The sequence below is a fragment of the Pseudomonas sp. LB1P83 genome (assembly GCF_054897885.1).
On record NZ_CM142709.1, the window covers coordinates 1438080 to 1462797 of the forward strand.

Genomic DNA, 24718 nt, shown 5'->3' on the forward strand with positions numbered 1-24718 from the left:
GGCCATACCCGGCGGTTGCCAGGGCCGGAAGCCGCAGTACCCAACCAACGAGGAATTCGTCATGGCTTTAACAGTAAACACCAACGTCACATCGTTGAGCGTTCAGAAGAACCTGAACCGCTCCTCCGACGCTCTGTCGACTTCGATGACTCGCCTGTCTTCCGGCCTGAAAATCAACAGCGCCAAAGACGACGCCGCCGGCCTGCAAATCACCACTCGTATGACCGCGCAAATCCGCGGTCAGACCATGGCGATCAAAAACGCCAACGACGGTATCTCGATCGCTCAGACCGCTGAAGGCGCGATGCAGGAAACCACCAACATTCTGCAGCGTATGCGTGAACTGGCCGTACAAGCTCGAAACGACTCGAACGGTACTCAAGACCGCGTTGCTCTGAACAAAGAATTCGCGGCAATGTCGGACGAGATCACTCGTATCGCCAACTCCACCAACCTGAACGGCAAGAACCTGCTGGACGGTACTGCTGGCACCATGACCTTCCAGGTTGGTTCCAACACTGGTTCGGCTAACCAGATCACTCTGACCCTGGCCTCCGGTTTCGGCGCTGCAACCCTGTCGGTTGACTCGGCTACCACTCAGATCACTGGTAACAGCTCGGCTACCGCTCAGGCTTCGTTCTCCGCTGCCCTGACCCGTATCGACGCCGCTCTGCAGACCATCAACACCGCACGTGCTGACCTCGGTGCTGCACAAAACCGTCTGACCAGCACCATCTCCAACCTGCAGAACATCAACGAAAACGCCAGTGCTGCTCGTGGTCGCGTACAAGATACCGACTTCGCTTCTGAAACTGCAGAACTGACCAAGCAACAAACTCTGCAACAAGCTTCTACCGCAGTTCTGGCTCAGGCCAACCAACTGCCATCCGCTGTACTGAAACTGCTTCAGTAATAGCGATTGAGTTTCGGCGAGGGGTGTGCGCTGGTCGTGCCCTCTCGCTTTTTTACTTTTAGAGGTGATGGACATGGATATGAGCGTGAAGCTGAACTTGTCTTATCCGGCGGCCAAGCAGGCGACCACGGTTGCCGACAAGCCCGCGGAAAAGCCTCAAGCGGAGCCCGCGAAAGTGGTCGACGTCAAGGAGGTGCGCAAGAGCGCACAAGCCGAGCAGGACAAACTGAAAATGGCTGTTCAAGAAATTGAAAAGTTCGTTCAGTCGGTCAAACGTAATCTGGAGTTCTCGATTGATGAGCCTTCAGGTCAGGTTGTTGTGAAGGTCATTGCCAGTGAGTCCGGTGAGGTGGTCCGTCAGATCCCCAACGAAGAAGTCCTGAAACTGGCCAATAGTTTGAATGATGCAAGCAGCCTGTTGTTCAGCGCTAAAGCCTGACAGTTGGCATGAATTTTGTTGCTATGTTCTTTTGGGCGTTGTAGTGGTCAAAAGGCCGGCGACACACTGAAGGGAGTTCCACATGGCAAGTCCAATTTTACCGGGCACGGGTTTAGGCTCAGGCCTTGATACCGGTGCTATCGTCAAAGCCTTGGTGAACGCTGACAAAGCGGCCAAGCAAGGTCAGATCGACCGTGGGGCCACTACCAACACGGCGAGCATCTCCGGGATCGGTACGCTGAAGTCGCTGCTGGCCACGTTCCAGAAAGCACTCACCGATCTGGGCAGCACGACAACCCCCCAGTTCACGGGTTTTGCTGCGACGTCTTCCGATGCCAAAGTACTGACCGCCACGTCCAGTAACACGGCTGTTGCCGGCAATTACGTCGTTAAAGTAACCAGTCTTGCCACTTCGTCAAAAGTAGCCTCCGAGGCATTTGCTGGCGGAGCGACCAGTGCTATCCCGGCAGGCACGCTGACCATCACCCAGAACGGTACCAGCTACCCTGTCACCGTAGGTGCGGGCGCCACGCTGCAATCGGTTCGTGACTCGATCAACAGTCAGTACCAAGCCAGTGGCCTGAGCGCTAACATCGTGACCGACAGTTTCGGTTCGCGCCTGGTATTGGGTTCTACCGCGACCGGTGCAGGTTCCGATATCTCCGCCAGCGGTATCGCCGGCCTGACAATCGACGGGACGGCCCCAATGGGCGCACCGACCGCGACCTCTTCGGGTGCCATCGGCGGCCTGGCCGCGGATGCGGTGTTCTCGGTCGATGGTCTGGCGATGACCAGCAAGTCCAATACCGTCGCCAACACGATCTCCGGCCTGAGTCTGACCCTGACCGGTGCAGGTACATCGACTGTTAACGTCGCTTCCAACAACGATGGTTTGAAGGCATCGATCCAGAAGTTCGTTGACGCCTATAACGCCATCGCAAATGCTGTGACGTCCTTGACCAAGCCTTCCCTGGATGACGATGGCAAGCCGACTGTCGCTGCTGCGCTGACCGGTGACCCGTTACCACGATCGCTGCTGGCCGCCATTCGTGGTCCGCTGTCCCAGACCGGTGCTGGCGACAAGTTGACCGTGCTCTCGCAGTTGGGGATCACCACTGACCAGAAAACCGGTGCACTGAACTTTGACTCCACCAAGTTCACCGCCGCGATGAATGGCAAGAAGCTCGGTGGCGAGGTTCAGACCCTGTTTACCGGTACCAACGGTTTGCTCGAGCGCATGAACAATGTGATCAAGCCGTACACCGATACAGGCGGTATTCTCGATACTCGCACCACCAACCTGAATGTGACCAAAACCAGGCTGACCGCTGATCAGGCTAATTTGGATCGTCGGGTCGAAACACTGACCGCGGTACTGACCAAAAAGTACAACGACATGGATACACTCGTTGGTAAGTTGAAAGCGACCGCCAGCAACATCACCTCGATGTTTGAGGCGATGAGTGCGCAGCAGAAGAACTCGTAACACGCATAACGCCAAAAGCCCGGCAGCGTTTTCAAGCGCTCCGGGCTTTTTGCATTTGAATCTAAAGTTTTTTGACGCGTCGTCGATACACTGGTTAGACGAACTACAGAATTTTGATGAGGTACAACATGAATCCAATGTTAGCCCTTCGCCAATACAAGAAGATTGGCGCTCAGGCGCAAACTTCCGAAGCCAGCCCGCATCGTCTGGTGCAGATGTTGATGGAGGGCGGGCTGGACCGTATCGCCCAGGCCAAGGGCGCGATGGAGCGTAAAGACATTCCGAACAAGGGTGTTCTGATCGGCAAGGCCATCGGCATCATCGGTGGTTTGCGTGAAGGCCTGGACCTTGAGAACTCTGTTGAGACCGTCGGTGAGCTGGATAACCTGTACACCTACATGATGAAGCGTCTGGCCGAGGCCAACATCAAGACTGATCCGAAGATTCTCGACGAAGTCTCTGATTTGCTTCGAACAGTCAAAGACGGTTGGGATGCTATTGCCGCACCGGGTCCGCAGTTCTAAGGAGATCACCATGAGTCTTGTATTGCAGCGAATCGAACACACCCGCGACGCCCTGGTCGGTGCATTGGCCGAGCGAAACTGGGAGGCCATCGGTGAGTTGGACCTGGCGTGTCGTTCCTGCATGGAAGACGTCTTGAGTGAAGCTTCGGTGGACGAAGGTGCCCTGCGCGACAATCTTGAGGAGTTGCTGGGGGTGTACAAGCAGCTTCTTGAGGCGGCGACGGGGGAGAGGCAGGCGATAGTCGACGAGATGTCGCAGATCCATCAAGCACAGAGCGCGGCAAAGGTTTACCATCTGTTTGGTTAATTAATCCTCAGTTAATCCAAACATAGTGCGCCATAAATTTGACTGTGCACGGTTTTTTGACTTAACTAGTGGCTGGTTCCAGATTTCAGGCGTCTACAGGCATAACGTGTCTGCAAGCGTCTAGCTTGCCCCATCATTTTGGGCATTGAGTTGACTAGGGAAGTTGCTATTGCATGTGGCGTGAAACCAAAATTCTGCTGATTGATGACGATAGCGTCCGCCGCCGCGATTTAGCGGTGATTTTAAATTTTCTCGGTGAAGAAAATTTACCCTGTGGTAGCCATGACTGGCAGCAGGCTGTCGGCTCTTTGTCATCAAGTCGTGAAGTGATCTGTGTCCTGATCGGGACGGTCAATGCTCCTGGCGCACTTCCGGGCTTGTTAAAGACACTCGCTACCTGGGATGAGTTCCTTCCGGTTTTGTTAATGGGTGATAATTCTTCCGTTGACTTGCCTGAAGACCAGCGTCGCCGAGTGCTTTCGACCCTCGAAATGCCGCCCAGCTACAGCAAACTGCTCGACTCGCTGCACCGTGCCCAGGTCTATCGTGAGATGTATGACCAGGCCCGCGAGCGCGGTCGTCATCGCGAACCCAATCTTTTCCGCAGTCTTGTCGGCACCAGCCGGGCGATTCAACACGTCCGTCAGATGATGCAGCAAGTGGCCGACACCGACGCCAGTGTGCTGATCCTCGGCGAGTCCGGCACCGGCAAGGAAGTGGTCGCGCGCAACCTGCACTACCACTCCAAACGTCGTGACGCGCCGTTCGTTCCGGTCAACTGTGGGGCGATCCCGGCCGAGTTGCTGGAAAGCGAATTGTTCGGCCACGAGAAGGGTGCTTTCACCGGCGCCATTACCAGCCGCGCCGGGCGTTTCGAACTGGCCAACGGCGGTACGCTGTTCCTCGACGAAATCGGCGACATGCCACTGCCGATGCAGGTCAAGTTGCTGCGCGTGTTGCAGGAGCGAACCTTCGAGCGCGTGGGCAGCAACAAAACCCAAAGCGTCGACGTGCGCATCATTGCGGCGACACACAAGAATCTCGAAAGCATGATCGAGATCGGCACCTTCCGTGAAGACTTGTACTACCGTCTGAACGTGTTCCCGATCGAGATGGCGCCGCTGCGCGAACGTGTCGAAGACATCCCGTTGCTGATGAACGAGTTGATCTCGCGCATGGAGCACGAGAAGCGCGGTTCGATCCGCTTCAACTCGGCGGCGATCATGTCGCTGTGCCGTCACGGCTGGCCGGGCAACGTTCGCGAGCTTGCCAACCTGGTCGAGCGTATGGCGATCATGCATCCGTACGGGGTGATCGGCGTGGTCGAATTGCCGAAGAAATTCCGTTACGTCGATGATGAAGACGAGCAGCTGGTCGACAGCCTGCGCAGCGACCTTGAAGAGCGCGTGGCCATCAACGGTCATACGCCGGACTTCACCGCCAACGCGCTGTTGCCGCCGGAAGGTCTCGACTTGAAAGACTACCTCGGTGGTCTGGAGCAGGGGCTGATTCAGCAGGCGCTGGATGATGCCAATGGCATTGTTGCGCGCGCTGCGGAACGCCTGCGAATTCGTCGTACCACCCTGGTGGAAAAGATGCGCAAGTACGGCATGAGCCGTCGCGACGGTGATGAACAGGCGGATGATTGACGCCTGTTTTTCAAGTCGTTCATTTGTAGGCGGTTTTTTTTAGGCACGGGTATTGCTACAGCCCTCGCAACGTTCCGTTTAACTGACGGTCAGCCAAGCGAGAGAGCACGATGCCCCAAGCCGCCCAGATGTCTCCTGTCCCAGATGTTTCGGGGCAACCGTCGTCCGTAGAGCAGGCAAGCCGGCTTGGCCTTGAGCAGGCGTTCTCGCTGTTCAACCAGATGTCGAGCCAGTTGACCGATTCCTACAGCATGCTTGAGGCCCGGGTCACCGAGCTCAAGGGCGAGCTGGCGGTGGTCAGCGCTCAACGCATGCAAGAGTTGGCAGAAAAAGAACGCCTGGCCAACCGACTGCAAAACCTCCTCGATCTGTTGCCTGGCGGCGTCATCGTCATCGATGCCCAGGGCATCGTGCGTGAAGCCAATCCGGCGGCCTGCGAGTTGCTCGGTCTGCCCCTCGAAGGTGAGCTCTGGCGCCATGTCATTGCTCGCTGCTTTGCTCCCCGCGAAGACGACGGCCACGAAATCTCCCTCAAGGACGGTCGGCGTCTGTCGATCGCCACGCGCTCGCTGGATGCCGAGCCTGGGCAGTTGGTGCTGCTCAACGACCTGACTGAAACCCGTCATCTGCAAGATCAACTGGCCCGTCACGAACGCCTGTCGTCCCTCGGTCGCATGGTCGCTTCGCTGGCCCATCAAATTCGTACACCGCTGTCCGCCGCCTTGCTCTACGCCAGTCATTTGACTGAGCAGGAATTGCCGGTCGCCACGCAGCAGCGTTTCGCCGGGCGCCTGAAAGAGCGTTTGCATGAGCTGGAGCATCAGGTCCGCGACATGTTGGTGTTCGCTCGAGGCGAGTTGCCGTTGACTGACCGGGTCACCCCCAAACAGCTGATGCAGTCGCTGCAATCGGCGGCGCTGACCCATGTTCAGGACCTGCCGATTCGCTGGCAGTGCGACAGTCACGCCGGTGAGTTGCTGTGCAATCGCGACACCCTGGTCGGGGCGATCCTCAATCTGATCGAGAACGCGATTCAGGCCAGTGCCGGTAATGTTCGGTTGAAAGTGCATTTCTATGCGCGTGAAAACACCCTGCGCGTGTGCGTCAGTGACAGCGGCAGTGGTATCGACGGCAAGGTTCTGGCGCGCCTGGGCGAACCGTTTTTCACCACTAAAACCACCGGAACCGGCCTGGGCCTGACCGTCGTCAAGGCGGTGGCCCGTGCTCATCAGGGAGAATTGCAGTTGCGCTCGCGACCAGGTCGCGGCACCTGCGCGCAAGTCATTCTGCCGCTTTTTTCCGGTGAGCAGCCCAGCGCTCAGGGAGCGGAGTGAAGGACATGGCAATCAAGGTTCTGCTGGTCGAGGACGACCGCGCGCTACGCGAAGCACTGGCCGATACGCTGCTGCTCGCGGGGCACGACTACACGGCGGTCGGTTCGGCGGAAGAGGCGCTTGCGACGGTCGGCAATGAGGCGTTCAGCCTGGTGATCAGCGACGTCAACATGCCGGGCATGGACGGCCATCAACTGCTCGCTTTGCTGCGAGCGCGCCAGCCGCAATTGCCGGTGTTGCTGATGACCGCTCACGGCGCTGTAGAGCGGGCCGTCGATGCGATGCGTCAAGGCGCGGCAGATTACCTGGTCAAGCCGTTCGAGCCTAAAGCTTTGCTCGACCTGGTGGCGCGGCATGCATTGGGCGCGCTCGGTGCGACAGATAGCGAAGGTCCGATCGCCTTCGAGCCGGCGAGTGTGCAATTGCTGGAACTGGCCGCGCGGGTCGCACGCAGCGATTCGACAGTGCTGATCTCCGGCGAGTCCGGCACAGGTAAAGAGGTCCTGGCGCGCTACATCCATCAACATTCCCATCGCGCCAGTCAGCCGTTCATTGCGATCAACTGCGCGGCGATCCCCGACAACATGCTCGAAGCCACCTTGTTCGGTCACGAAAAAGGTTCGTTCACCGGAGCCATCGCGGCGCAGGCCGGCAAGTTCGAGCAGGCCGATGGCGGGACGATCCTGCTCGACGAAATTTCCGAAATGCCCCTTGGGCTCCAGGCCAAGTTGCTGCGTGTGTTGCAGGAGCGCGAAGTCGAACGGGTCGGTGCGCGCAAGCCGATCACCCTGGACATTCGCGTGGTCGCGACGACTAACCGTGATCTGGCCGGGGAGGTGGCGGCAGGGCGGTTTCGTGAAGATCTCTTCTATCGGTTATCGGTGTTTCCGCTGGCCTGGCGTCCGTTGCGCGAGCGCACCGCCGACATCCTGCCGCTGGCCGAGCGTCTGTTGGCCAAACACGTCAATAAAATGAAGCATGCCGCGGCGAAACTATCGCCTGAGGCGCAGGCGTGCCTGATCGGTTATCCGTGGCCGGGCAACGTGCGTGAGCTGGACAACGCGATCCAGCGCGCCTTGATTCTGCAGCAGGGCGGTTTGATCCAGCCTCAGGATTTCTGCCTGTCCGGCCCGGTGGCCTGTGCGCCGTTGCCGGCATTGGTGTCGGTGCGTGCCGTGGAGGTCGAGGCTGAATCGGCCGGGGCGTTGGGCGATGACCTGCGTCGCCGTGAATTCCAGATGATCATCGACACCTTGCGCACCGAGCGCGGCCGTCGCAAGGAAGCCGCCGAGCGATTGGGCATCAGCCCGCGCACCTTGCGCTACAAGTTGGCGCAGATGCGCGACGCCGGTATGGACGTGGAAGCCTACCTGTTCGCCACCTGAAATTTGATGTGCGCAAAACCCCTGTAGGAGCGAGCCTGCTCGCGATGAGGGGGGTGACAGATACATAAATGTAGGCTGACACGACCTCATCGCGAGCAGGCTCGCTCCTACAGGGGTTTTGCGATAATTCACGATTCAAGTGAAGCCGGGACGGCTTTTGTTTGCAGTGGCCACGGAGCTGGCACCCTTGTTGCTAACACCTCACTACCCGCCGAGTGAGTGTCAAAAAATTGCGGGTCGCCAACGAGAGTAGACGATGAGCCAAGGTATTGAATTTAATCGGTTGATGCTCGACATGCGCTCCATGCAAATGGATGCCATGTCTGCGCCTAAATCGACTGCCGCAGTCCCTGAACTGGGTGGCAGCAGCTTTTCCGACATGCTCGGTCAGGCTGTCAATAAAGTGAACGACACCCAGCAGGCGTCCAGTCAGTTGGCCAGTGCCTTCGAGATTGGCAAAAGTGGCGTCGACCTGACGGATGTCATGATTTCCTCGCAGAAGGCCAGCGTGTCTTTTCAGGCGTTGACCCAAGTGCGCAACAAGCTGGTTCAGGCATACCAAGACATCATGCAGATGCCGGTTTAAGGACGAATTGAGTCATGGCAGAAGCAGTCGCTGATAACGTTCCGGCCAAGGCCACTCCGATAGACGGCAAACCGCCGCTGTTCGGGTTGTCCTTCCTGGAAAACCTCTCCGAGATGACCATGTTGCGTCAGGTGGGCCTGTTGGTCGGCCTGGCTGCGAGCGTGGCGATTGGTTTTGCCGTGGTGCTGTGGTCACAGCAACCGGATTACCGGCCTCTGTACGGCAGCCTTGCCGGCATGGACGCCAAACAGGTCATGGAGACCCTTGCCGCCGCCGACATTCCCTACAACGTTGAACCCAACTCCGGTGCCTTGCTGGTCAAGGCCGATGACCTGTCCCGTGCGCGGCTCAAGCTCGCGGGCGCTGGTGTCACTCCCAGCGACGGAAACATCGGTTTTGAAATCCTCGACAAGGATCAGGGCCTGGGGACCAGCCAGTTCATGGAAGCGACCCGTTATCGTCGCGGCCTCGAAGGCGAACTGGCTCGCACCATTTCCAGCCTGAACAACGTCAAGGGTGCCCGCGTGCACCTCGCGATTCCGAAAAGCTCGGTGTTCGTGCGTGACGAACGCAAGCCAAGCGCTTCGGTGCTGGTTGAACTGTATTCCGGCCGCTCGCTGGAGCCGGGTCAGGTGGTGGCGATCATCAATCTGGTCGCGACCAGCGTTCCCGAGCTCAGCAAATCCCAGATCACCGTGGTCGACCAGAAGGGCAACCTGCTGTCGGATCAGGCGGAAAATTCCGAACTGACCATGGCCGGCAAGCAATTCGATTACAGCCGTCGCATGGAAACCATGCTGACCCAGCGCGTGCACAACATCCTGCAACCGGTGCTGGGCAACGACCGCTATAAAGCCGAAGTGTCGGCAGACGTGGACTTCAGTGCCGTCGAGTCGACCTCCGAGCAGTTCAACCCGGATCAGCCGGCGTTGCGCAGCGAGCAGTCGGTCAACGAACAACGCACCGCCAGCAATGGCCCGCAGGGTGTGCCGGGTGCCTTGAGCAACCAGCCGCCATCGCCAGCCTCCGCGCCGCAAACCACCGGTGGCAGCACCGCCGCGGCCGGCATGGTTCAGCCAGGCCAGCCGTTGATCGATGCCAACGGTCAGCAAATCATGGACCCGGCCACCGGTCAGCCGATGCTGGCGCCGTACCCGGCGGACAAGCGTCAACAATCCACCAAGAACTTCGAACTCGACCGTTCCATCAGCCACACCAAACAACAGCAGGGTCGTTTGAATCGCCTGTCGGTGTCGGTGGTGGTGGACGATCAGGTCAAGCTCAACGCAGCCAACGGCGAAACCACTCGTGCGCCATGGAGCGCCGATGAATTGGCGCGCTTCACTCGCCTGGTGCAGGACGCCGTCGGTTTCGACGCCAGCCGTGGTGACAGCGTCAGCGTGATCAACATGCCGTTCTCCGCCGAGCGCGGTGAAGTGATTGCCGATATTCCGTTCTACTCCCAGCCGTGGTTCTGGGACATCGTCAAGCAAGTGCTGGGTGTCTTGTTCATCCTGGTGCTGGTGTTCGGTGTGCTGCGTCCGGTGCTCAACAACATCACCGGTGGCGGCAAAGGCAAGCAGCTGGCCGGCATCGGCAGCGACGTGGAACTCGGTGGCATGGGCGGCCTGGACGGCGAACTGGCCAACGACCGCGTCAGCCTCGGCGGCCCGCAAAGCATCCTGCTGCCGAGCCCGAGCGAAGGCTATGACGCACAGTTGAACGCAATCAAGAGTCTGGTGGCAGAAGATCCGGGTCGCGTGGCCCAGGTCGTGAAAGAGTGGATTAACGCAGATGAGTGATAACCGAGCCGTTGCCGCCAAACTGACCAAGGTCGACAAAGCCGCGATTCTGCTGCTGTCCCTGGGTTCGACCGATGCTGCCCAAGTGTTGCGCCACATGGGGCCCAAAGAGGTCCAGCGCGTTGGCGTGGCCATGGCGCAGATGGGCAACGTCCATCGCGAGCAGGTCGAGCAGGTCATGAGCGAGTTCGTCGACATCGTCGGCGACCAGACCAGCCTGGGCGTCGGCTCCGATGACTACGTGCGCAAAATGCTTACCCAGGCACTGGGCGAAGACAAGGCCAACGGCCTGATCGATCGCATCCTGCTGGGCGGCAACACCAGCGGCCTCGACAGCCTCAAGTGGATGGAACCGCGCGCCGTCGCCGACGTGATCCGTTACGAGCACCCGCAGATCCAGGCGATCGTCGTGGCGTACCTCGATCCGGATCAGGCCGGCGAAGTACTCGGCAACTTCGACCACAAGGTGCGTCTGGACATCATTCTGCGGGTTTCCTCGCTGAATACCGTGCAGCCAGCAGCCCTGAAAGAACTCAACCAGATTCTCGAGAAGCAGTTCTCCGGCAACTCGAATGCCTCGCGCACCACCCTGGGTGGCATCAAGCGTGCGGCCGACATCATGAACTTCCTCGACAGCTCGATCGAAGGTCAGCTGATGGACTCGATCCGCGAAGTCGACGAAGACCTGTCCGGTCAGATCGAAGACCTCATGTTCGTGTTCAACAACCTGTCCGATGTCGACGACCGCGGGATTCAGGCGTTGCTGCGCGAAGTATCCTCCGACGTGCTGGTACTGGCCCTCAAGGGTTCGGACGAAGGCGTCAAGGAAAAGATCTTCAAGAATATGTCCAAACGAGCGGCCGAACTGTTGCGCGACGACCTCGAGGCCAAAGGCCCGGTGCGTGTCAGCGACGTGGAAACCGCGCAGAAAGAAATCCTCACCATTGCCCGCCGTATGGCCGAAGCCGGAGAAATCGTTCTCGGCGGGAAGGGCGGCGAAGAGATGATCTAAGGTCACTATGTCGTCCAAACATGATGAGTCCCAGACCGACCTGATCCGAGGCAAGGCCGTCGCCGGTTTCGACGTCTGGGCATTGCCCAGTTTCGACCCGTTTGTGCCGGAACCCGAGCCGGAACCTGAGCCCGAACCGCCGGAAATGGAAGAGGTGCCGCTGGATGAAGTCCAGCCACTGACGCTCGAAGAACTCGAAGCGATTCGCCAGGAAGCCTATAACGAAGGCTTCGCCGTGGGCGAGAAAGAGGGTTTTCACAGCACCACGCTCAAGGTTCGTCAGGAAGCCGAAGCGGCGCTGGCGCCGAAGATTGCCGGCCTTGAACAGCTGATGGCCAACCTGTTCGAACCCATCGCCGAGCAGGACACCCAGATTGAAAAGTCGCTGGTCGACCTCGTGCAGCACATCACCAAACAGGTGATCCAGCGTGAACTGGCCATCGATTCGACGCAAATCGAACACGTCATGCGCGAGGCCCTCAAGCTGTTGCCATTGGGCGTGGGCAATGTGCGGCTGTACATCAATCCGCAAGATTTCGAACAGGTCAAAGCCCTGCGCGAGCGCCATGAAGAAACCTGGCGCATCGTCGAGGACGAGTCCCTGCTGCCCGGCGGTTGCCGGGTCGAGACCGAACACAGTCGCATCGACGCCACCGTTGAAACTCGCGTCGCCCAGGTCATGGCCAAGCTGTTCGATCAGTTGCATGACCAGGCCTTGCACCCGGCTGCGCCGGACCTGAGCCTGGAACTGCCGGTCGACGAAAAGCCTGCGGTTGCACCGGTCGAGCCGACACTGGATGAACCTGATGCGCCTTGATCGCACCAGCTTCGCCAAGCGCCTCGGCAGTTACGCCGAAGCCACGGAGCTTGCCGGCGCACCGATCCTCGAAGGCCGCCTGCTGCGCATGGTCGGCCTGACCCTCGAGGCCGAAGGTTTGCGCGCCGCCATGGGCAGCCGCTGCATGGTCATCAACGACGACAGTTATCACCCGGTGCAGGTCGAAGCCGAAGTCATGGGCTTCTCCGGCAGCAAGGTATTCCTGATGCCCGTGGGCAGCGTCGCCGGTATTGCGCCCGGTGCCCGCGTGGTTCCTATGGCGGATACCGGCCGCCTGCCGATGGGCATGAGCATGCTCGGGCGGGTGCTTGACGGCGCCGGTCGTGCGCTGGACGGCAAGGGCGGCATGAAGGCTGAAGACTGGGTGCCGATGGACGGTCCGACCATCAACCCGCTCAAGCGTCATCCGATCAGCGAGCCGCTGGACGTGGGCATTCGCACCATCAACGGTTTGTTGACGGTGGGTCGTGGCCAGCGTCTCGGCCTGTTCGCCGGTACCGGCGTCGGTAAATCCGTGCTGCTGGGCATGATGACCCGCTTCACCGAGGCCGACATTATCGTCGTCGGGCTGATCGGTGAGCGGGGTCGTGAGGTTAAAGAGTTCATCGAGCACATCCTCGGTGAAGAAGGGCTCAAGCGTTCGGTGGTCGTCGCCTCGCCTGCGGACGATGCGCCGCTGATGCGTCTGCGCGCCGCCATGTACTGCACGCGCATTGCCGAATATTTCCGCGACAAGGGCAAGAACGTCCTGTTGCTCATGGACTCGCTGACCCGTTTCGCCCAGGCCCAGCGGGAAATCGCCTTGGCCATCGGCGAACCGCCAGCGACCAAAGGCTATCCGCCGTCGGTATTCGCCAAGTTGCCGAAACTGGTGGAACGGGCCGGTAACGCCGAGAAGGGCGGTGGCTCGATCACCGCGTTCTACACCGTATTGTCCGAAGGCGACGATCAGCAGGACCCGATCGCCGACGCCGCGCGAGGCGTGCTCGACGGGCACATCGTGCTGTCCCGGCGACTGGCGGAAGAAGGTCATTACCCGGCCATCGATATCGAAGCCTCCATCAGCCGGGTCATGCCGTCGGTGGTCAGCCCCGAGCACATGGCGCGCGCGCAGATGTTCAAGCAGTACTGGTCGCGTTATCAGCAGAGCCGCGACTTGATCAGCGTCGGTGCCTATGTGCCGGGCGGTGATCGAGAAACCGACGTCGCGATTTCCCTGCAGCCGGCCATGACCACCTATCTGCGTCAGGGCTTGAACGACAACATCGGCATGGGCGCCAGCGAAAACCATCTCGCCTCGATCTTCGCCCCGGCAGCGGGCGGCTAACCGGCCATGGCTCTGAGCCGCGCGGCACGCCTGGCACCCGTGGTGGAAATGGCCGAAAAGGCCGAAAAAACCGCGGTCATGCGCCTCGGGCACTTCCAGGGCCAGGTGCGTGTGGCAGAAAGCAAGCTCGCCGACCTCGAAAACTTCCGCCTCGAATACCAGGAGCAATGGATCGTGCGCGGCAGCACCGGCGTATCCGGCCAGTGGTTGCTCGGCTATCAGGGCTTTCTTGCACAACTGGGCACCGCCATCGACCAGCAGCGCCAAAGCCTGAACTGGCACCAGAACAACCTGAACAAGGCGCGCGATTCCTGGCAGCAGGCGTTTGCCCGGGTCGAAGGCTTGCGCAAACTTGTACAACGCTACATGGACGAAGCGCGGCAGCTGGAAGACAAGCGCGAGCAGAAGCTGCTGGATGAGTTGTCCCAGCGGTTGCCGCGGCATGATCCTTATTGAATCAGTCGGACCGTTTCATCGTTCTTCGCGGGCAAGTCGAATCGTCGCACCGCACGCTCCCACAGGTTTCTCGTCGTTTATGTTCATCACGAACGACACCTAACCTGTAGGAGCGAGGCTTGCCCGCGAAGGCGTACTCAAAGACGCCACAATTCCCGCCTTGCCCCCATCTCCGCCAAGTGCTAAACCTTGTACACGCACGTTCACCCATGACAAGGAAGCCGATAAATGTCAGTCGTTACAGAAGTCTCCCAGGATGGGCAAAAGCTGACGATTTCGATCAAGGGACGATTCGATTTCGCCAAGCACCAGGAATTTCGTGAGTCCTACGAAAATCTTGAGCCAAAACCGGATTCCTTCGAGGTGAATTTGAAGGACGCCACCTACCTCGACAGTTCCGCGCTCGGCATGCTCCTGCTATTGCGTGATCACGCTGGCGGCGACAATGCCAAAATCGATTTGACCAATGCTAATGCGGATGTGCGCAAGATTCTCGCCATCTCCAACTTCGAACAAATCTTCAAAGTTGCATGACCGCCATGCAGCCGTCGCTTGAATCGCTGACGATCCTCATCGCCGAAGACAGCGCGGCCGATCGAATGCTGCTGTCGACGATCGTCCGACGCCAGGGCCATGAAGTGCTCACGGCTGCCAACGGTGCCGAAGCGGTCGAGGCGTTTCGCGAGCAACGGCCGCACCTGGTGCTGATGGATGCCATGATGCCGGTGATGGACGGTTTCGAGGCGGCACGACAGATCAAGGCGCTGGCCGGGGAAACCCTGGTGCCGATCATCTTCCTGACCTCGCTGACCGAGAGCGAGGCCCTGGCCCGGTGTCTGGAGGCTGGTGGCGACGATTTTCTGGCAAAGCCCTACAACCAGGTGATCCTCGCCGCCAAGATCAAGGCAATGGACCGCTTGCGCCGGTTGCAGGCCACGGTGTTGCAACAGCGCGACCTGATTGCTAAACATCACGACTACTTGCTCAACGAGCAGCGGGTGGCCAAGGCTGTGTTCGACAAGGTGGCGCATTCGGGCTGCCTGAGTGCGCCGAACATCCGCTACCTGCAATCCCCTTACGCGCTGTTCAACGGCGACCTGCTGCTTGCGGCGTTCACCCCGGCCGGCGACATGCATGTGTTGCTGGGTGATTTCACCGGGCACGGTTTGCCGGCTGCCGTGGGCGCCATGCCTCTGGCTGAAGTCTTTTACGGCATGACTGCCAAGGGCTACGGCCTGGCCGAAACCCTGCGCGAGATGAATGCCAAGCTCAAACGCATCCTGCCGGTGGACATGTTCTGTTGCGCCACTTTGCTGTGCCTGAGCTTTCAGCGGCGCTCGGTGGAAGTCTGGAACGGCGGGATGCCGGATGGTTATTTGTACAACATCGCCAGCGGTGAGCGTACGCCGCTGCCGGCGCGGCACTTGCCGCTGGGTGTGCTGAGCCCGCAAACCTTCAATGACCGCACCGAAGTGTTTCCGATGGCCGTCGGCGATCGGGTGTTCCTGCTGTCCGACGGGGTTATCGATACCTGCGATGCCAACGAACAGCTGTTTGGTGTGGAGCGGTTGCAGCGGGTGTTCGCGGCCAATCGCCAGCCAGACGCGCTGTTCGAGGAGATCGAGCAGGCGCTGCGGGATTTTCGTGGCGAGGCGCGCGATGACGTGAGCATGGTCGAGGTCAGTCTGCTGGAGGCCGCGCAGCTGATCCCGCCGGCGCCGGTGTATTCCGACAGCGGCCAGTCCTGTCCGCTGGACTGGTCGGTGAGTTTCGAGTTACGCGCCGCGACGCTCAAACGGTTCAATCCGCTGCCGTATCTTCTGCAATTGCTGCTTGAGGTCCACGGCCTGCGGGCTCAGAGTGGCGCGCTCTACAGTGTGTTGGCAGAGCTTTATTCCAATGCCCTGGAGCACGGCGTGCTGGGTCTGGATTCGAGCCTCAAGCGCGATGCTTCGGGGTTCGCACGCTATTATCAAGCGCGCAATGAGCGGCTGGAGGCGTTGGACGACGGCTATGTGCGGGTGCATTTGCAGGTCGTGCCGACGGGCAAGGGCGGGAGCCTGATTGTGCGGGTCGAAGACAGCGGCAAGGGCTTTGATGTGGCGCGAGTGATGGAACGTCCTGTCGATGGTGGCCGTCTGTCGGGGCGCGGGGTCAGTCTGATCCGCCAATTGAGCCGCAGTGCGAGCTGGTCCGACGATGGACGAAGTGCATGCGTGGAGTTTTTTTGGGAGGCTCTGGCATAATTCACCCATTCTTGATCAAGGAGTGAGCAAGTGGCTGACACACATCTGGACCGCGACGTGCTGAGCGCGTTGCAGGAAGTCATGGAGGATGAGTATCCGACGTTACTGGATACCTTCATCGCTGACTCCGAAGAGCGCTTGCGCGTCTTGCACAAAGCCGAAGATGCCGCGCAACTCATGAATGCCGCCCATAGCTTCAAGGGCAGCAGCAGCAATATGGGCGCCATTCGCCTGGCTGAACTGTGCAATGAGCTTGAGCAACGCGCCAGGCAAAAAAGTCTTGCGGGTATCGAAGCGCTTGTCGGCGAAATCGACGGCGAATTCGCCATTGTCCGACCGCTGTATGAGGCGGAGCGACAGCGCTCTCTGGCTGACTGACGCGACCGTCCGGCGCTTTTGGTATCTGTCGAGCCAACCTGGCTCGACCTTTGCAGTCATCTCACTCAACTGTACCTACGATCCCAGTGCAGCGGAGACCGTTTTATGCCCGTTACCCCCAATTCGCTTCTTCAGGCCGCCCCGACGGCCAAGACTCAAGTCGCCCCCGCCAATACCCCGGCGCCGGCCGCTGAGCCAGGGGACAAGGCGCCCAGCTTCGCTGATGTTTACGCCGATCAAGCCCAGAACAAGCCTTCTGTGGTCGCTGATAAATCGACCAGACCTGCGACCAACAATGCTGCGCAAGGCTCCGGCAAACCGAATGCCAGCAGTGATAAGCCTGCCGCCCCGGAACCTGCGGTTGCCGATAGCGGCAATTCCTTGCCCGCCGATAAACCGGCGCCGACTGACGACGCCACTGCCAGCGACGACCAGCCCGGGACCACCGAAACGCTGGTGACCGATACGGCGCCCGTTGATCCGAGCCTCGATCCGGCCCTTGATCCTGCGTTGATGCAGGCAGTGCAACCGCTGGTGACCGTGCCGGTCGCGCAAACTACTGCGCCCGTTGTCACGAGCGCAGCGCCACAGGTTGAAGCACCGGTTACCGCCGCCATCGTCGTGGCCGCGACCGCGCAAGCGGCGGCCACCACCGATAGCGATTTCGACCCCGAAGCTGATCCGCTCGACGCACTGCCAGCCGTGCGCATGGCCATGGAACAGAGCGGTCACGTATCTGCCAGCAGCCAGTCCCAACCAAAAGCCACGCCTGCCCAAACCCAGGCTGACGGTGAGCTGACGACGGCGCAGAACTTTGCCGCCGGCATGGCCAGCATGCTCGACGTGCAAGCCGACAAGGACAGCACCAGCCAGGGCGGCGAGAAAGCCTTCAGCGGTCTGATCGATGGCGGCCTCAAGGATTTGACGTCCGCCAGCAGCGATACTCGTGTCGATGACTTCGCCAACCGTCTGGCAGCACTGACCCAGGCGGCCACCCCGAAAACCGCCAATGCCTTGCCGGTGAACCAGCCGATCGCCATGCATCAGAGTGGCTGGACCGAGGAAGTGGTTAACCGCGTCATGTACCTCTCCAGCGCCAACCTCAAGGCCGCCGACATCCAGTTGCAACCGGCTGAGCTGGGGCGTCTCGATATCCGCGTGAACATGGTTCCGGACCAGCAGACCCAGGTCACCTTCATGAGCGCCCATCCAAGCGTTCGCGAAGCGCTGGACAGCCAGATACATCGTCTGCGTGACATGTTCACGCAGCAGGGCATGGGCCAGGTCGACGTCAACGTGTCCGACCAGTCTCGTGGCTGGCAGGGCCAAGGTCAGGGCCAGGATCAGGCTCAGCAGGGGCAGGGAGGCCGGACCAGCGCCAATGGTGGTCGCCTCGATGGTGTGGATGAAGAGATCGCACCAACCGTCGCCGAAGTAGCGGCCGCCGCCACCAGCGTGATCGGCTCCAGCGCCGTCGACTACTACGCCTGATCAAATACAACACCTTCCCTTGTGGGAGCGGGCTTTTGTGGCGAGGGGGCTTGCCCCCGTTGGAGCGCGTAGCGGTCCCTTTTTGAGGGCGAGTGCAAATGGTCAGATTTTGCGACTGCTGCGCAGCCGAACGGGGGCAAGCCCCCTCGCCACAAAAGCCCGCTCCCACAGTGCGTTGTGGTGCTCCGGCTAAACCCCTCCCGACACTTCTGGCATAACACTTGCTCTTGCCTTGCCGTGCGACTGTGAAAACCCGAATAGTGACGGATTATTGGCATGGCGAAGAGCGACGCAGTAGTAAAAGACCCCGCAACCAAAGGCAAGATCAAGCTGATCATTGTGATCGTGGTGGCCCTGCTGCTGGCGATCGGCATGTCCGTGGGGGCAACCTGGTTCTTCATGCACAGCGCCCAGAGCAAGCCTGCCGCCGCGGAATCCGCAGTGGTCGGCAAGCAGCCAGCGATTTTTGAGCCCATGGCCCCGGCCTTCGTGGCCAACTACAACGTGAGCGGTCGCCAGCGCTACATGCAGGTGAGCATCACCATGCAAGGTCGCAATCAGGCTGATCTGGAGGCGCTCAAAGTGCACATGCCGGTCATCCGCAATAACCTGGTCATGCTGTTCTCCGGCCAGGATTTTGCCACGCTTGCGACCCCGGTCGGCCAGGAGATGTTGCGTCAGAAGGCCACGGCCAGCGTCCAGGAAGTGGCGCAGAAAGAACTCGGCAAAGTGGTTATCGAACAGCTGCTTTTTACTAATTTCGTACTGCAGTAGGAACACGACATGGCCGTGCAGGACCTGCTGTCCCAGGATGAGATCGATGCGCTGTTGCATGGCGTCGACGATGGTCTGGTACAGACCGATAACGCTGCTGAACCCGGCAGCGTCAAAAGCTACGACCTGACCAGCCAGGATCGCATCGTCCGCGGACGCATGCCGACTCTGGAGATGATCAACGAGCGTTTCGCCCGCTACACCCGCATCAGCATGTTCAACATGCTGCGCCGCTCGGCGGACGTTGCCGTCGGTGGTGTGCAGGTGATGAAGTTCGGCGAATACGTGCACTCGCTGTACGTGCCGACCAGTCTAAACCTGGTCAAGATCAAGCCGTTGCGCGGCACCGCGCTGTTTATCCTGGACGCCAAACTGGTGTTCAAACTGGTGGACAACTTCTTCGGCGGCGACGGCCGTCACGCCAAGATCGAAGGGCGTGAATTCACCCCCACCGAACTGCGCGTCGTACGCATGGTGCTGGAGCAGGCCTTCGTCGATTTGAAGGAGGCCTGGCAGGCGATCATGGAAGTGAACTTCGAGTACATCAACTCTGAAGTGAACCCGGCCATGGCCAACATCGTCGGCCCGAGCGAAGCGGTGGTGGTCTCGACTTTCCACATCGAACTCGATGGCGGTGGCGGCGACCTGCACGTGACCATGCCGTACTCGATGATCGAGCCGGTGCGCGAAATGCTCGACGCCGGCTTCCAGTCGGACCTGGACGATCAGGACGAGCGTTGGGTCAACGCCCTGCGCCAGGACGTGCTGGACGTCGATGTGCCGATTGGCGCCACGGTTGCCCGTCGGCAGTTGCGTCTGCGCGACATTCTGCACATGCAGCCGGGGGATGTGATCCCGGTCGAGATGCCGGAAGAAATGATCATGCGCGCCAACGGCGTGCCGGCCTTCAAGGTCAAGATGGGCTCGCACAAAGGCAACCTCGCGTTGCAGGTGATCGAGCCGATCGAGCGCCGCTGACCGGCGCTCCAACCCCCCTTTTAATTTGCTGCTCTTGATTGAGCAGTTGCCCGCCGAGGACAAATGATGAACGACGATATGAACGCCCAGGACGACCAGGCACTGGCTGACGAATGGGCCGCCGCTCTGGAAGAAACCGGTGACGCCGGCCAGGACGACATCGACGCCTTGCTGGCTGCCGACGCTGCGGGCTCGCCGTCCAACCGTCTGTCGATGGAAGAGTTTGGCAGCGTGCCGAAGAACCACGACCCGGTCACCCTGGACGGTCCGAACCTTGACGTGATCCTCGACATCCCGGTGTCGATTTCCATGGAAGTGGGCAGCACCGACATCAACATCCGCAACCTGCTGCAACTCAACCAGGGTTCGGTGATCGAGCTGGATCGCCTGGCCGGTGAGCCGCTGGACGTGCTGGTCAACGGCACCCTGATCGCCCACGGCGAAGTGGTCGTGGTCAACGAGAAGTTCGGCATTCGCCTGACCGACGTGATCAGCCCAAGCGAACGTATCAAGAAGCTGCGCTAAATGAAAAAGGTTCTAGGGCTTCTGCTTGCGTTGCCGTTCAGTGTTCTGGCAGCCGACCCTGTGGCCACGGCTGCAACGGTCGCTGCTGCGCCGGCGGCCGGCAGCGGTGTGGCCGGGCAATTGACACAGTTGGTGTTCGGCTTGCTGCTGGTGCTGGGGTTGATCTTCTTCCTCGCCTGGCTGTTGCGCCGGGTCCAGCAGGCCGGGCCGGCCGGCAAAGGGCAGGTGATCGAGATTGTTGGTTCCCGCGCACTGGGCCCGCGTGACCGTCTGATGCTGGTGCAAGTCGGCAACGAGCAGATCCTGCTCGGCCTCAGCCCCGGCACCATTACTGCGTTGCATGTGCTTAAAGAGCCGATTGAAGTGCCGACCACTACCGATAAAGCGACTCCGGAGTTTGCCCAGCATCTGTTGAAGATACTCGGCAAGGATCAGAAGGATAAGAAGTAATGGGTGCGTTACGCATCGTCTTGACGCTGGCCCTGATGCTGGCCGCGCCGCTGGCGTTTGCCGCCGATCCGTTGTCGATCCCGGCAATCACCCTGGGCACCAACGCCGATGGCGCTCAGGAATACTCGGTCAGCCTGCAAATCCTGCTGATCATGACTGCGCTGAGTTTCATTCCGGCGTTCGTCATGCTGATGACCAGTTTCACCCGGATCATCATTGTCTTCTCGATCCTGCGCCAGGCCCTGGGCCTGCAGCAGACGCCATCGAACCAGATCCTCACTGGCATGGCGCTGTTCCTGACCCTGTTCATCATGGCGCCGGTGTTTGACCGGGTGAATCAGGACGCCTTGCAGCCGTACCTGGCGGAAAAACTCACCGCTCAGGATGCCGTGGCCAAGGCTCAGGTGCCGATCAAGGACTTCATGCTGGCGCAGACGCGCAGCAGCGATCTTGAGCTGTTCATGCGCCTGTCCAAGCGTACCGACATTGCCTCGCCGGATCAGGCACCGCTGACCATTCTGGTGCCGGCCTTCGTGACGTCGGAACTGAAAACCGCGTTCCAGATCGGTTTCATGATCTTCATTCCGTTCCTGATCATCGACCTGGTCGTGGCCAGTGTGCTGATGGCCATGGGTATGATGATGCTCTCGCCGCTGATCATTTCCCTGCCGTTCAAAATCATGCTGTTCGTGCTGGTGGATGGCTGGGCGTTGATTATCGGCACCCTGGCGAGCAGCTTCGGCGGTGTGTCGCCATGACGCCGGAAGTGGCAGTAGACATCTTCCGCGAAGCGCTGTGGCTGACCACGATGATGGTTGCTGTGCTGGTGATTCCGAGTCTGCTGGTGGGCCTGCTGGTGGCGATGTTCCAGGCCGCCACGCAAATCAACGAACAGACCCTGAGCTTCCTGCCGCGCCTGTTGGTCATGCTGGTGACGCTGATCGTCGCCGGCCCGTGGATGGTGCAGACGTTCATGGAGTACATCCTGCAGCTGTACGGCAGTATTCCTCAGGTCATCGGCTAAACCATGCCGTCGCTGCTGCAACTGACCGATACCCAGATCAGTACCTGGGTGGCGACGTTCATGTTGCCGCTGTTCCGCATCGGCTCGCTGCTGATGGTCATGCCGGTCTTTGGCACGTCCCTGGTGCCTACGCGCGTGCGTCTGTACTTCGCCCTGGCGATCACGGTGGTGATTGCGCCGGGCCTGCCGCCGATGCCGCCCATCAATGCATTGGATTTGAGTGCGCTGCTGCTGATTGCCGAGCAGATTCTCATCGGTGCGCTGCTGGGCTTCTCGCTGCAGTTATTTTTCCAGGCCTTCGTGGTGGCGGGGCAGATCGTCTCCATTCAGATGGGCATGGGCTTCGCGTCGATGGTCGACCCCACCAACGGCGTCTCGGTGGCGGTGATCGGGCAGTTCTTCACCATGCTGGTGACGCTGTTGTTCCTGTCCATGAATGGCCACCTGGTGGTCTTCGAAGTCCTGACCGAAAGCTTCACCACGATGCCGGTCGGTAGTGGCTTGATGGTCAATCATTTCTGGGAGCTGGCCGGCAAGCTTGGCTGGGTTCTCGGTGCTGCGTTGTTGCTGGTACTGCCGGCAGTCACGGCGCTGTTGGTGGTCAACATTGCCTTCGGCATAATGACCCGCGCCGCGCCGCAGTTGAACATCTTTTCCATCGGCTTCCCGCTGACCCTGGTGCTCGGTCTGTTCATCGTCTGGGTCGGTCTGGCGGACATCATCAATCAGTATCAACCGCTGGCTTCCGAGGCCTTGCAGTTGTTACGCGAACTGGCACGGGCGCGCTGAGTCATGGCTGAGAGCGAAAGCGGTCAGGACAAAACAGAAGACCCCACGGAGAAACGTAAAAAGGACTCCCGGGACAAGGGTGAGATTGCGCGCTCCAAGGAGCTCAACACCCTGGCGGTCATGCTCGCCGGCGCGGGGGCGCTGCTGATTTTTGGCGGCGCCTTGGCGCAGGACCTGATGGAGTTGATGCGGATGAACTTCACGCTGTCGCGGGAAGTGATTCTGGATCAGCGCAACATGGGCACCTTTCTGATGAACTCCGGTTTGATCGCCCTGTTGTCGGTTCAGCCGGTGATGATCACCTTGTTGCTGGCGGCGTTGATCGGCCCGATTTCCCTCGGTGGTTGGCTGTTTGCGGCGGGCTCGCTGGCGCCGAAATTCAGTCGCATGAACCCCGGTGCAGGGCTGAAGCGGATGTTTTCGGCCAAGGCGCTGGTCGAACTGCTCAAGGCCCTGGCGAAGTTTTTCATTGTGCTGTTCGTGGCGCTGGCGGTGTTGTCTTCCGATATCGATGATCTGATGCGCATCGCGCACGAGCCGTTGGACATGGCGATCATTCACAGTCTGCAAGTGGTGGGCTGGAGCACGTTGTGGATGGCCTGCGGGCTGATCATCATCGCCGCCGTCGACGTGCCGGTGCAGCTGTGGGAAAGCCACAAGAAACTGCTGATGACCAAGCAGGAAGTGCGCGACGAACACAAGGATCAGGAAGGGAAGCCGGAGGTCAAACAGCGCATTCGCCAGTTGCAGCGCGAGATGTCCCAGCGCCGGATGATGGCGGCCATCCCCGAGGCTGACGTGGTCATTACCAACCCGACACACTACGCCGTGGCGCTCAAGTACGATCCGGACAAGGGCAGTGCGCCGGTATTGCTGGCCAAGGGCAGTGACTTCCTCGCCTTGAAGATCCGTGAAATCGCCGTGGCCAACAATGTGCTGCTGCTCGAATCGCCCGCCCTGGCGCGTTCGATCTATTACTCCACGGAGCTGGAGCAGGAAATCCCCGGTGGGCTTTATCTGGCGGTTGCTCAGGTACTGGCTTACGTCTACCAGATCCGTCAGTACCGCGCGGGCAAGGGTAAGCGTCCGGATCCGCTCAAGGATGATTTGCCGATTCCTCCGGATCTGCGCCGCGATTCCTGATCCCGCACGCTGATTCCGTTCGTCCGAAACCGTTGCGCACCTGTTAGTTCTGACAGTAGACAGCCTGTGGGCTCTCGCGCTGTCATTCCCGTGGGAAATCTCCCGATCAATGTCCTTGCAGTGGAGGTTCTGATCATTCGATTGGAGCACCAAGGATGGGTGTTTACGTCAGCTCCAATGGGAATAATCATGACAGCACTTGTATATCGAAAACTGCAGGGTATGGAGTTGAAGTTTGTTTCGGGTGTTCTGAAGAATAAGCCGGCAGAAAGCGCCATCGGTTATTCGGTCACGTTCAGAATGTCGCTGGATTTCACGCACTTTGTGCAGGTGGCCAATGCCTGGATACCTGGGTATTTAAACTTTGAAGAAAATGCCATCAGGCCCGTGTTGGATGGGCTCGCCAACCATGACAGCTTCAACTATTTGGGAAGCTCTGCCGGAAATATCCATAGCGCAGAGGCGCTGTGCCGCATCTTTGATGATCCAAGATACTACAACGATCAGTGGTCAGCCGGGGTCTTGCAGCAACGTGCTCATAAACCTGAGTTCTCATTTGTCGATGGGCAGCTTCAGGTTGTCGCAACACTGGATTATCGCCATACGAAAAAGCGCGAGATCCGGGTGAATGATTTGCCGGTCATTAAGTTTCAATGGGCGTTGGACGTGATGCTGGGGCATGACGTGGCGGATGATTCCAAGTCGCCGGCGGCAGTCGTCATGCTTGGTTATGCCCAAGAAGAGTTGGTGGAGGCGGAGGGATCACAGATGAATCGAGGTACACGGTACATGGTTGGCAGCAAGCTTGAGTTTGGCGAGATTCGCGAAGAGCAGATTCTGACGGCGGGTTGATCCTTTTATC

General features: G+C 59.7%; 27 protein-coding genes. All 27 read left to right on the forward strand.

Going from position 1 to position 24718, the window contains the following annotated elements; translation table 11 throughout:
• The first annotated feature begins 61 nt into the window (after window positions 1-61).
• The 27 genes from ACYZTY_RS06510 to ACYZTY_RS06640 all read left to right on the forward strand — a co-directional run bounded on the left by ACYZTY_RS06510 (window position 62) and on the right by ACYZTY_RS06640 (window position 24708).
• Entirely contained in the window at window positions 62-913 is an 852-nt protein-coding gene (locus ACYZTY_RS06510) for a flagellin domain-containing protein (protein ID WP_461957789.1), read from the forward strand.
• A 73-nt stretch (window positions 914-986) separates the two neighbouring features.
• Window positions 987-1352, forward strand: coding sequence for a flagellar protein FlaG (locus tag ACYZTY_RS06515; protein WP_461959260.1), 366 nt, complete (start codon window positions 987-989; stop codon window positions 1350-1352).
• A gap of 82 nt (window positions 1353-1434) precedes the next feature.
• Window positions 1435-2838, forward strand: coding sequence for a flagellar filament capping protein FliD (gene fliD, locus ACYZTY_RS06520; protein ID WP_461957790.1), 1404 nt, complete (start codon window positions 1435-1437; stop codon window positions 2836-2838).
• Window positions 2839-2966: 128 nt separating this feature from the next.
• Complete coding sequence (gene fliS, locus ACYZTY_RS06525) at window positions 2967-3362, forward strand: flagellar export chaperone FliS (RefSeq protein ID WP_461957791.1); 396 nt, start codon at window positions 2967-2969, stop codon at window positions 3360-3362.
• 10 nt (window positions 3363-3372) lie between these two features.
• A complete protein-coding gene (locus ACYZTY_RS06530) occupies window positions 3373-3669 on the forward strand; it encodes a flagellar protein FliT (protein WP_461957792.1) in 297 nt (98 codons plus the stop codon).
• Window positions 3670-3842: 173 nt separating this feature from the next.
• The gene (locus tag ACYZTY_RS06535) at window positions 3843-5318 is read left to right on the forward strand and encodes a sigma-54 dependent transcriptional regulator (protein ID WP_131061623.1); all 1476 of its coding nucleotides are present in this window, start codon (window positions 3843-3845) and stop codon (window positions 5316-5318) included.
• A 128-nt stretch (window positions 5319-5446) separates the two neighbouring features.
• Complete coding sequence (locus ACYZTY_RS06540) at window positions 5447-6652, forward strand: sensor histidine kinase (protein WP_461957793.1); 1206 nt, start codon at window positions 5447-5449, stop codon at window positions 6650-6652.
• Between the two features lie 5 nt (window positions 6653-6657).
• Window positions 6658-8037: a sigma-54-dependent transcriptional regulator gene (locus ACYZTY_RS06545; protein ID WP_461957794.1), complete on the forward strand. Its 1380-nt coding sequence runs from the start codon at window positions 6658-6660 to the stop codon at window positions 8035-8037.
• Window positions 8038-8293: 256 nt separating this feature from the next.
• Window positions 8294-8623 (forward strand): flagellar hook-basal body complex protein FliE, encoded by a 330-nt coding sequence (gene fliE / locus ACYZTY_RS06550; RefSeq protein ID WP_010456962.1) that lies wholly within the window; start codon window positions 8294-8296, stop codon window positions 8621-8623.
• A gap of 14 nt (window positions 8624-8637) precedes the next feature.
• Window positions 8638-10425: a flagellar basal-body MS-ring/collar protein FliF gene (fliF, locus tag ACYZTY_RS06555; protein ID WP_461957795.1), complete on the forward strand. Its 1788-nt coding sequence runs from the start codon at window positions 8638-8640 to the stop codon at window positions 10423-10425.
• Window positions 10418-11437, forward strand: coding sequence for a flagellar motor switch protein FliG (fliG, locus tag ACYZTY_RS06560; protein ID WP_007894195.1), 1020 nt, complete (start codon window positions 10418-10420; stop codon window positions 11435-11437). Before fliF ends, fliG begins: the two co-directional genes overlap by 8 nt.
• A gap of 7 nt (window positions 11438-11444) precedes the next feature.
• A complete protein-coding gene (fliH, locus tag ACYZTY_RS06565; protein WP_461957796.1) occupies window positions 11445-12254 on the forward strand; it encodes a flagellar assembly protein FliH in 810 nt (269 codons plus the stop codon).
• Complete coding sequence (gene fliI, locus ACYZTY_RS06570; protein ID WP_461959261.1) at window positions 12244-13602, forward strand: flagellar protein export ATPase FliI; 1359 nt, start codon at window positions 12244-12246, stop codon at window positions 13600-13602. The genes fliH and fliI overlap by 11 nt, the downstream gene beginning before the upstream one ends.
• Window positions 13603-13608: 6 nt before the next feature.
• A complete protein-coding gene (fliJ, locus tag ACYZTY_RS06575) occupies window positions 13609-14058 on the forward strand; it encodes a flagellar export protein FliJ (protein WP_461957797.1) in 450 nt (149 codons plus the stop codon).
• A 228-nt stretch (window positions 14059-14286) separates the two neighbouring features.
• A complete protein-coding gene (locus tag ACYZTY_RS06580) occupies window positions 14287-14592 on the forward strand; it encodes an STAS domain-containing protein (protein WP_461957798.1) in 306 nt (101 codons plus the stop codon).
• Window positions 14593-14597: 5 nt separating this feature from the next.
• Complete coding sequence (locus ACYZTY_RS06585) at window positions 14598-16304, forward strand: ATP-binding SpoIIE family protein phosphatase (RefSeq protein WP_461959262.1); 1707 nt, start codon at window positions 14598-14600, stop codon at window positions 16302-16304.
• Between the two features lie 30 nt (window positions 16305-16334).
• Window positions 16335-16682, forward strand: coding sequence for an Hpt domain-containing protein (locus ACYZTY_RS06590; RefSeq protein WP_461957799.1), 348 nt, complete (start codon window positions 16335-16337; stop codon window positions 16680-16682).
• 105 nt (window positions 16683-16787) lie between these two features.
• Complete coding sequence (locus tag ACYZTY_RS06595) at window positions 16788-18173, forward strand: flagellar hook-length control protein FliK (RefSeq protein WP_461957800.1); 1386 nt, start codon at window positions 16788-16790, stop codon at window positions 18171-18173.
• A gap of 276 nt (window positions 18174-18449) precedes the next feature.
• A complete protein-coding gene (gene fliL / locus ACYZTY_RS06600) occupies window positions 18450-18947 on the forward strand; it encodes a flagellar basal body-associated protein FliL (RefSeq protein WP_461957801.1) in 498 nt (165 codons plus the stop codon).
• A gap of 9 nt (window positions 18948-18956) precedes the next feature.
• On the forward strand, window positions 18957-19925 hold the full coding sequence (gene fliM / locus ACYZTY_RS06605) for a flagellar motor switch protein FliM (RefSeq protein ID WP_010456950.1): 969 nt from the start codon (window positions 18957-18959) through the stop codon (window positions 19923-19925).
• Between the two features lie 66 nt (window positions 19926-19991).
• Window positions 19992-20450: a flagellar motor switch protein FliN gene (fliN, locus tag ACYZTY_RS06610; protein WP_461957802.1), complete on the forward strand. Its 459-nt coding sequence runs from the start codon at window positions 19992-19994 to the stop codon at window positions 20448-20450.
• Complete coding sequence (fliO, locus tag ACYZTY_RS06615) at window positions 20451-20900, forward strand: flagellar biosynthetic protein FliO (protein WP_461957803.1); 450 nt, start codon at window positions 20451-20453, stop codon at window positions 20898-20900.
• Window positions 20900-21658, forward strand: coding sequence for a flagellar type III secretion system pore protein FliP (gene fliP / locus ACYZTY_RS06620; RefSeq protein WP_007948917.1), 759 nt, complete (start codon window positions 20900-20902; stop codon window positions 21656-21658). The genes fliO and fliP overlap by 1 nt, the downstream gene beginning before the upstream one ends.
• Window positions 21655-21924, forward strand: coding sequence for a flagellar biosynthesis protein FliQ (fliQ, locus tag ACYZTY_RS06625; protein ID WP_219095676.1), 270 nt, complete (start codon window positions 21655-21657; stop codon window positions 21922-21924). The genes fliP and fliQ overlap by 4 nt, the downstream gene beginning before the upstream one ends.
• Before the next feature lie 3 nt (window positions 21925-21927).
• On the forward strand, window positions 21928-22713 hold the full coding sequence (gene fliR / locus ACYZTY_RS06630) for a flagellar biosynthetic protein FliR (protein WP_461957804.1): 786 nt from the start codon (window positions 21928-21930) through the stop codon (window positions 22711-22713).
• Between the two features lie 3 nt (window positions 22714-22716).
• Window positions 22717-23856, forward strand: a complete 1140-nt coding sequence (gene flhB, locus ACYZTY_RS06635; RefSeq protein ID WP_461957805.1) for a flagellar biosynthesis protein FlhB — start codon at window positions 22717-22719, stop codon at window positions 23854-23856.
• A 189-nt stretch (window positions 23857-24045) separates the two neighbouring features.
• Entirely contained in the window at window positions 24046-24708 is a 663-nt protein-coding gene (locus ACYZTY_RS06640; RefSeq protein WP_461957806.1) for a hypothetical protein, read from the forward strand.
• The last annotated feature ends 10 nt before the right edge of the window (window positions 24709-24718 follow it).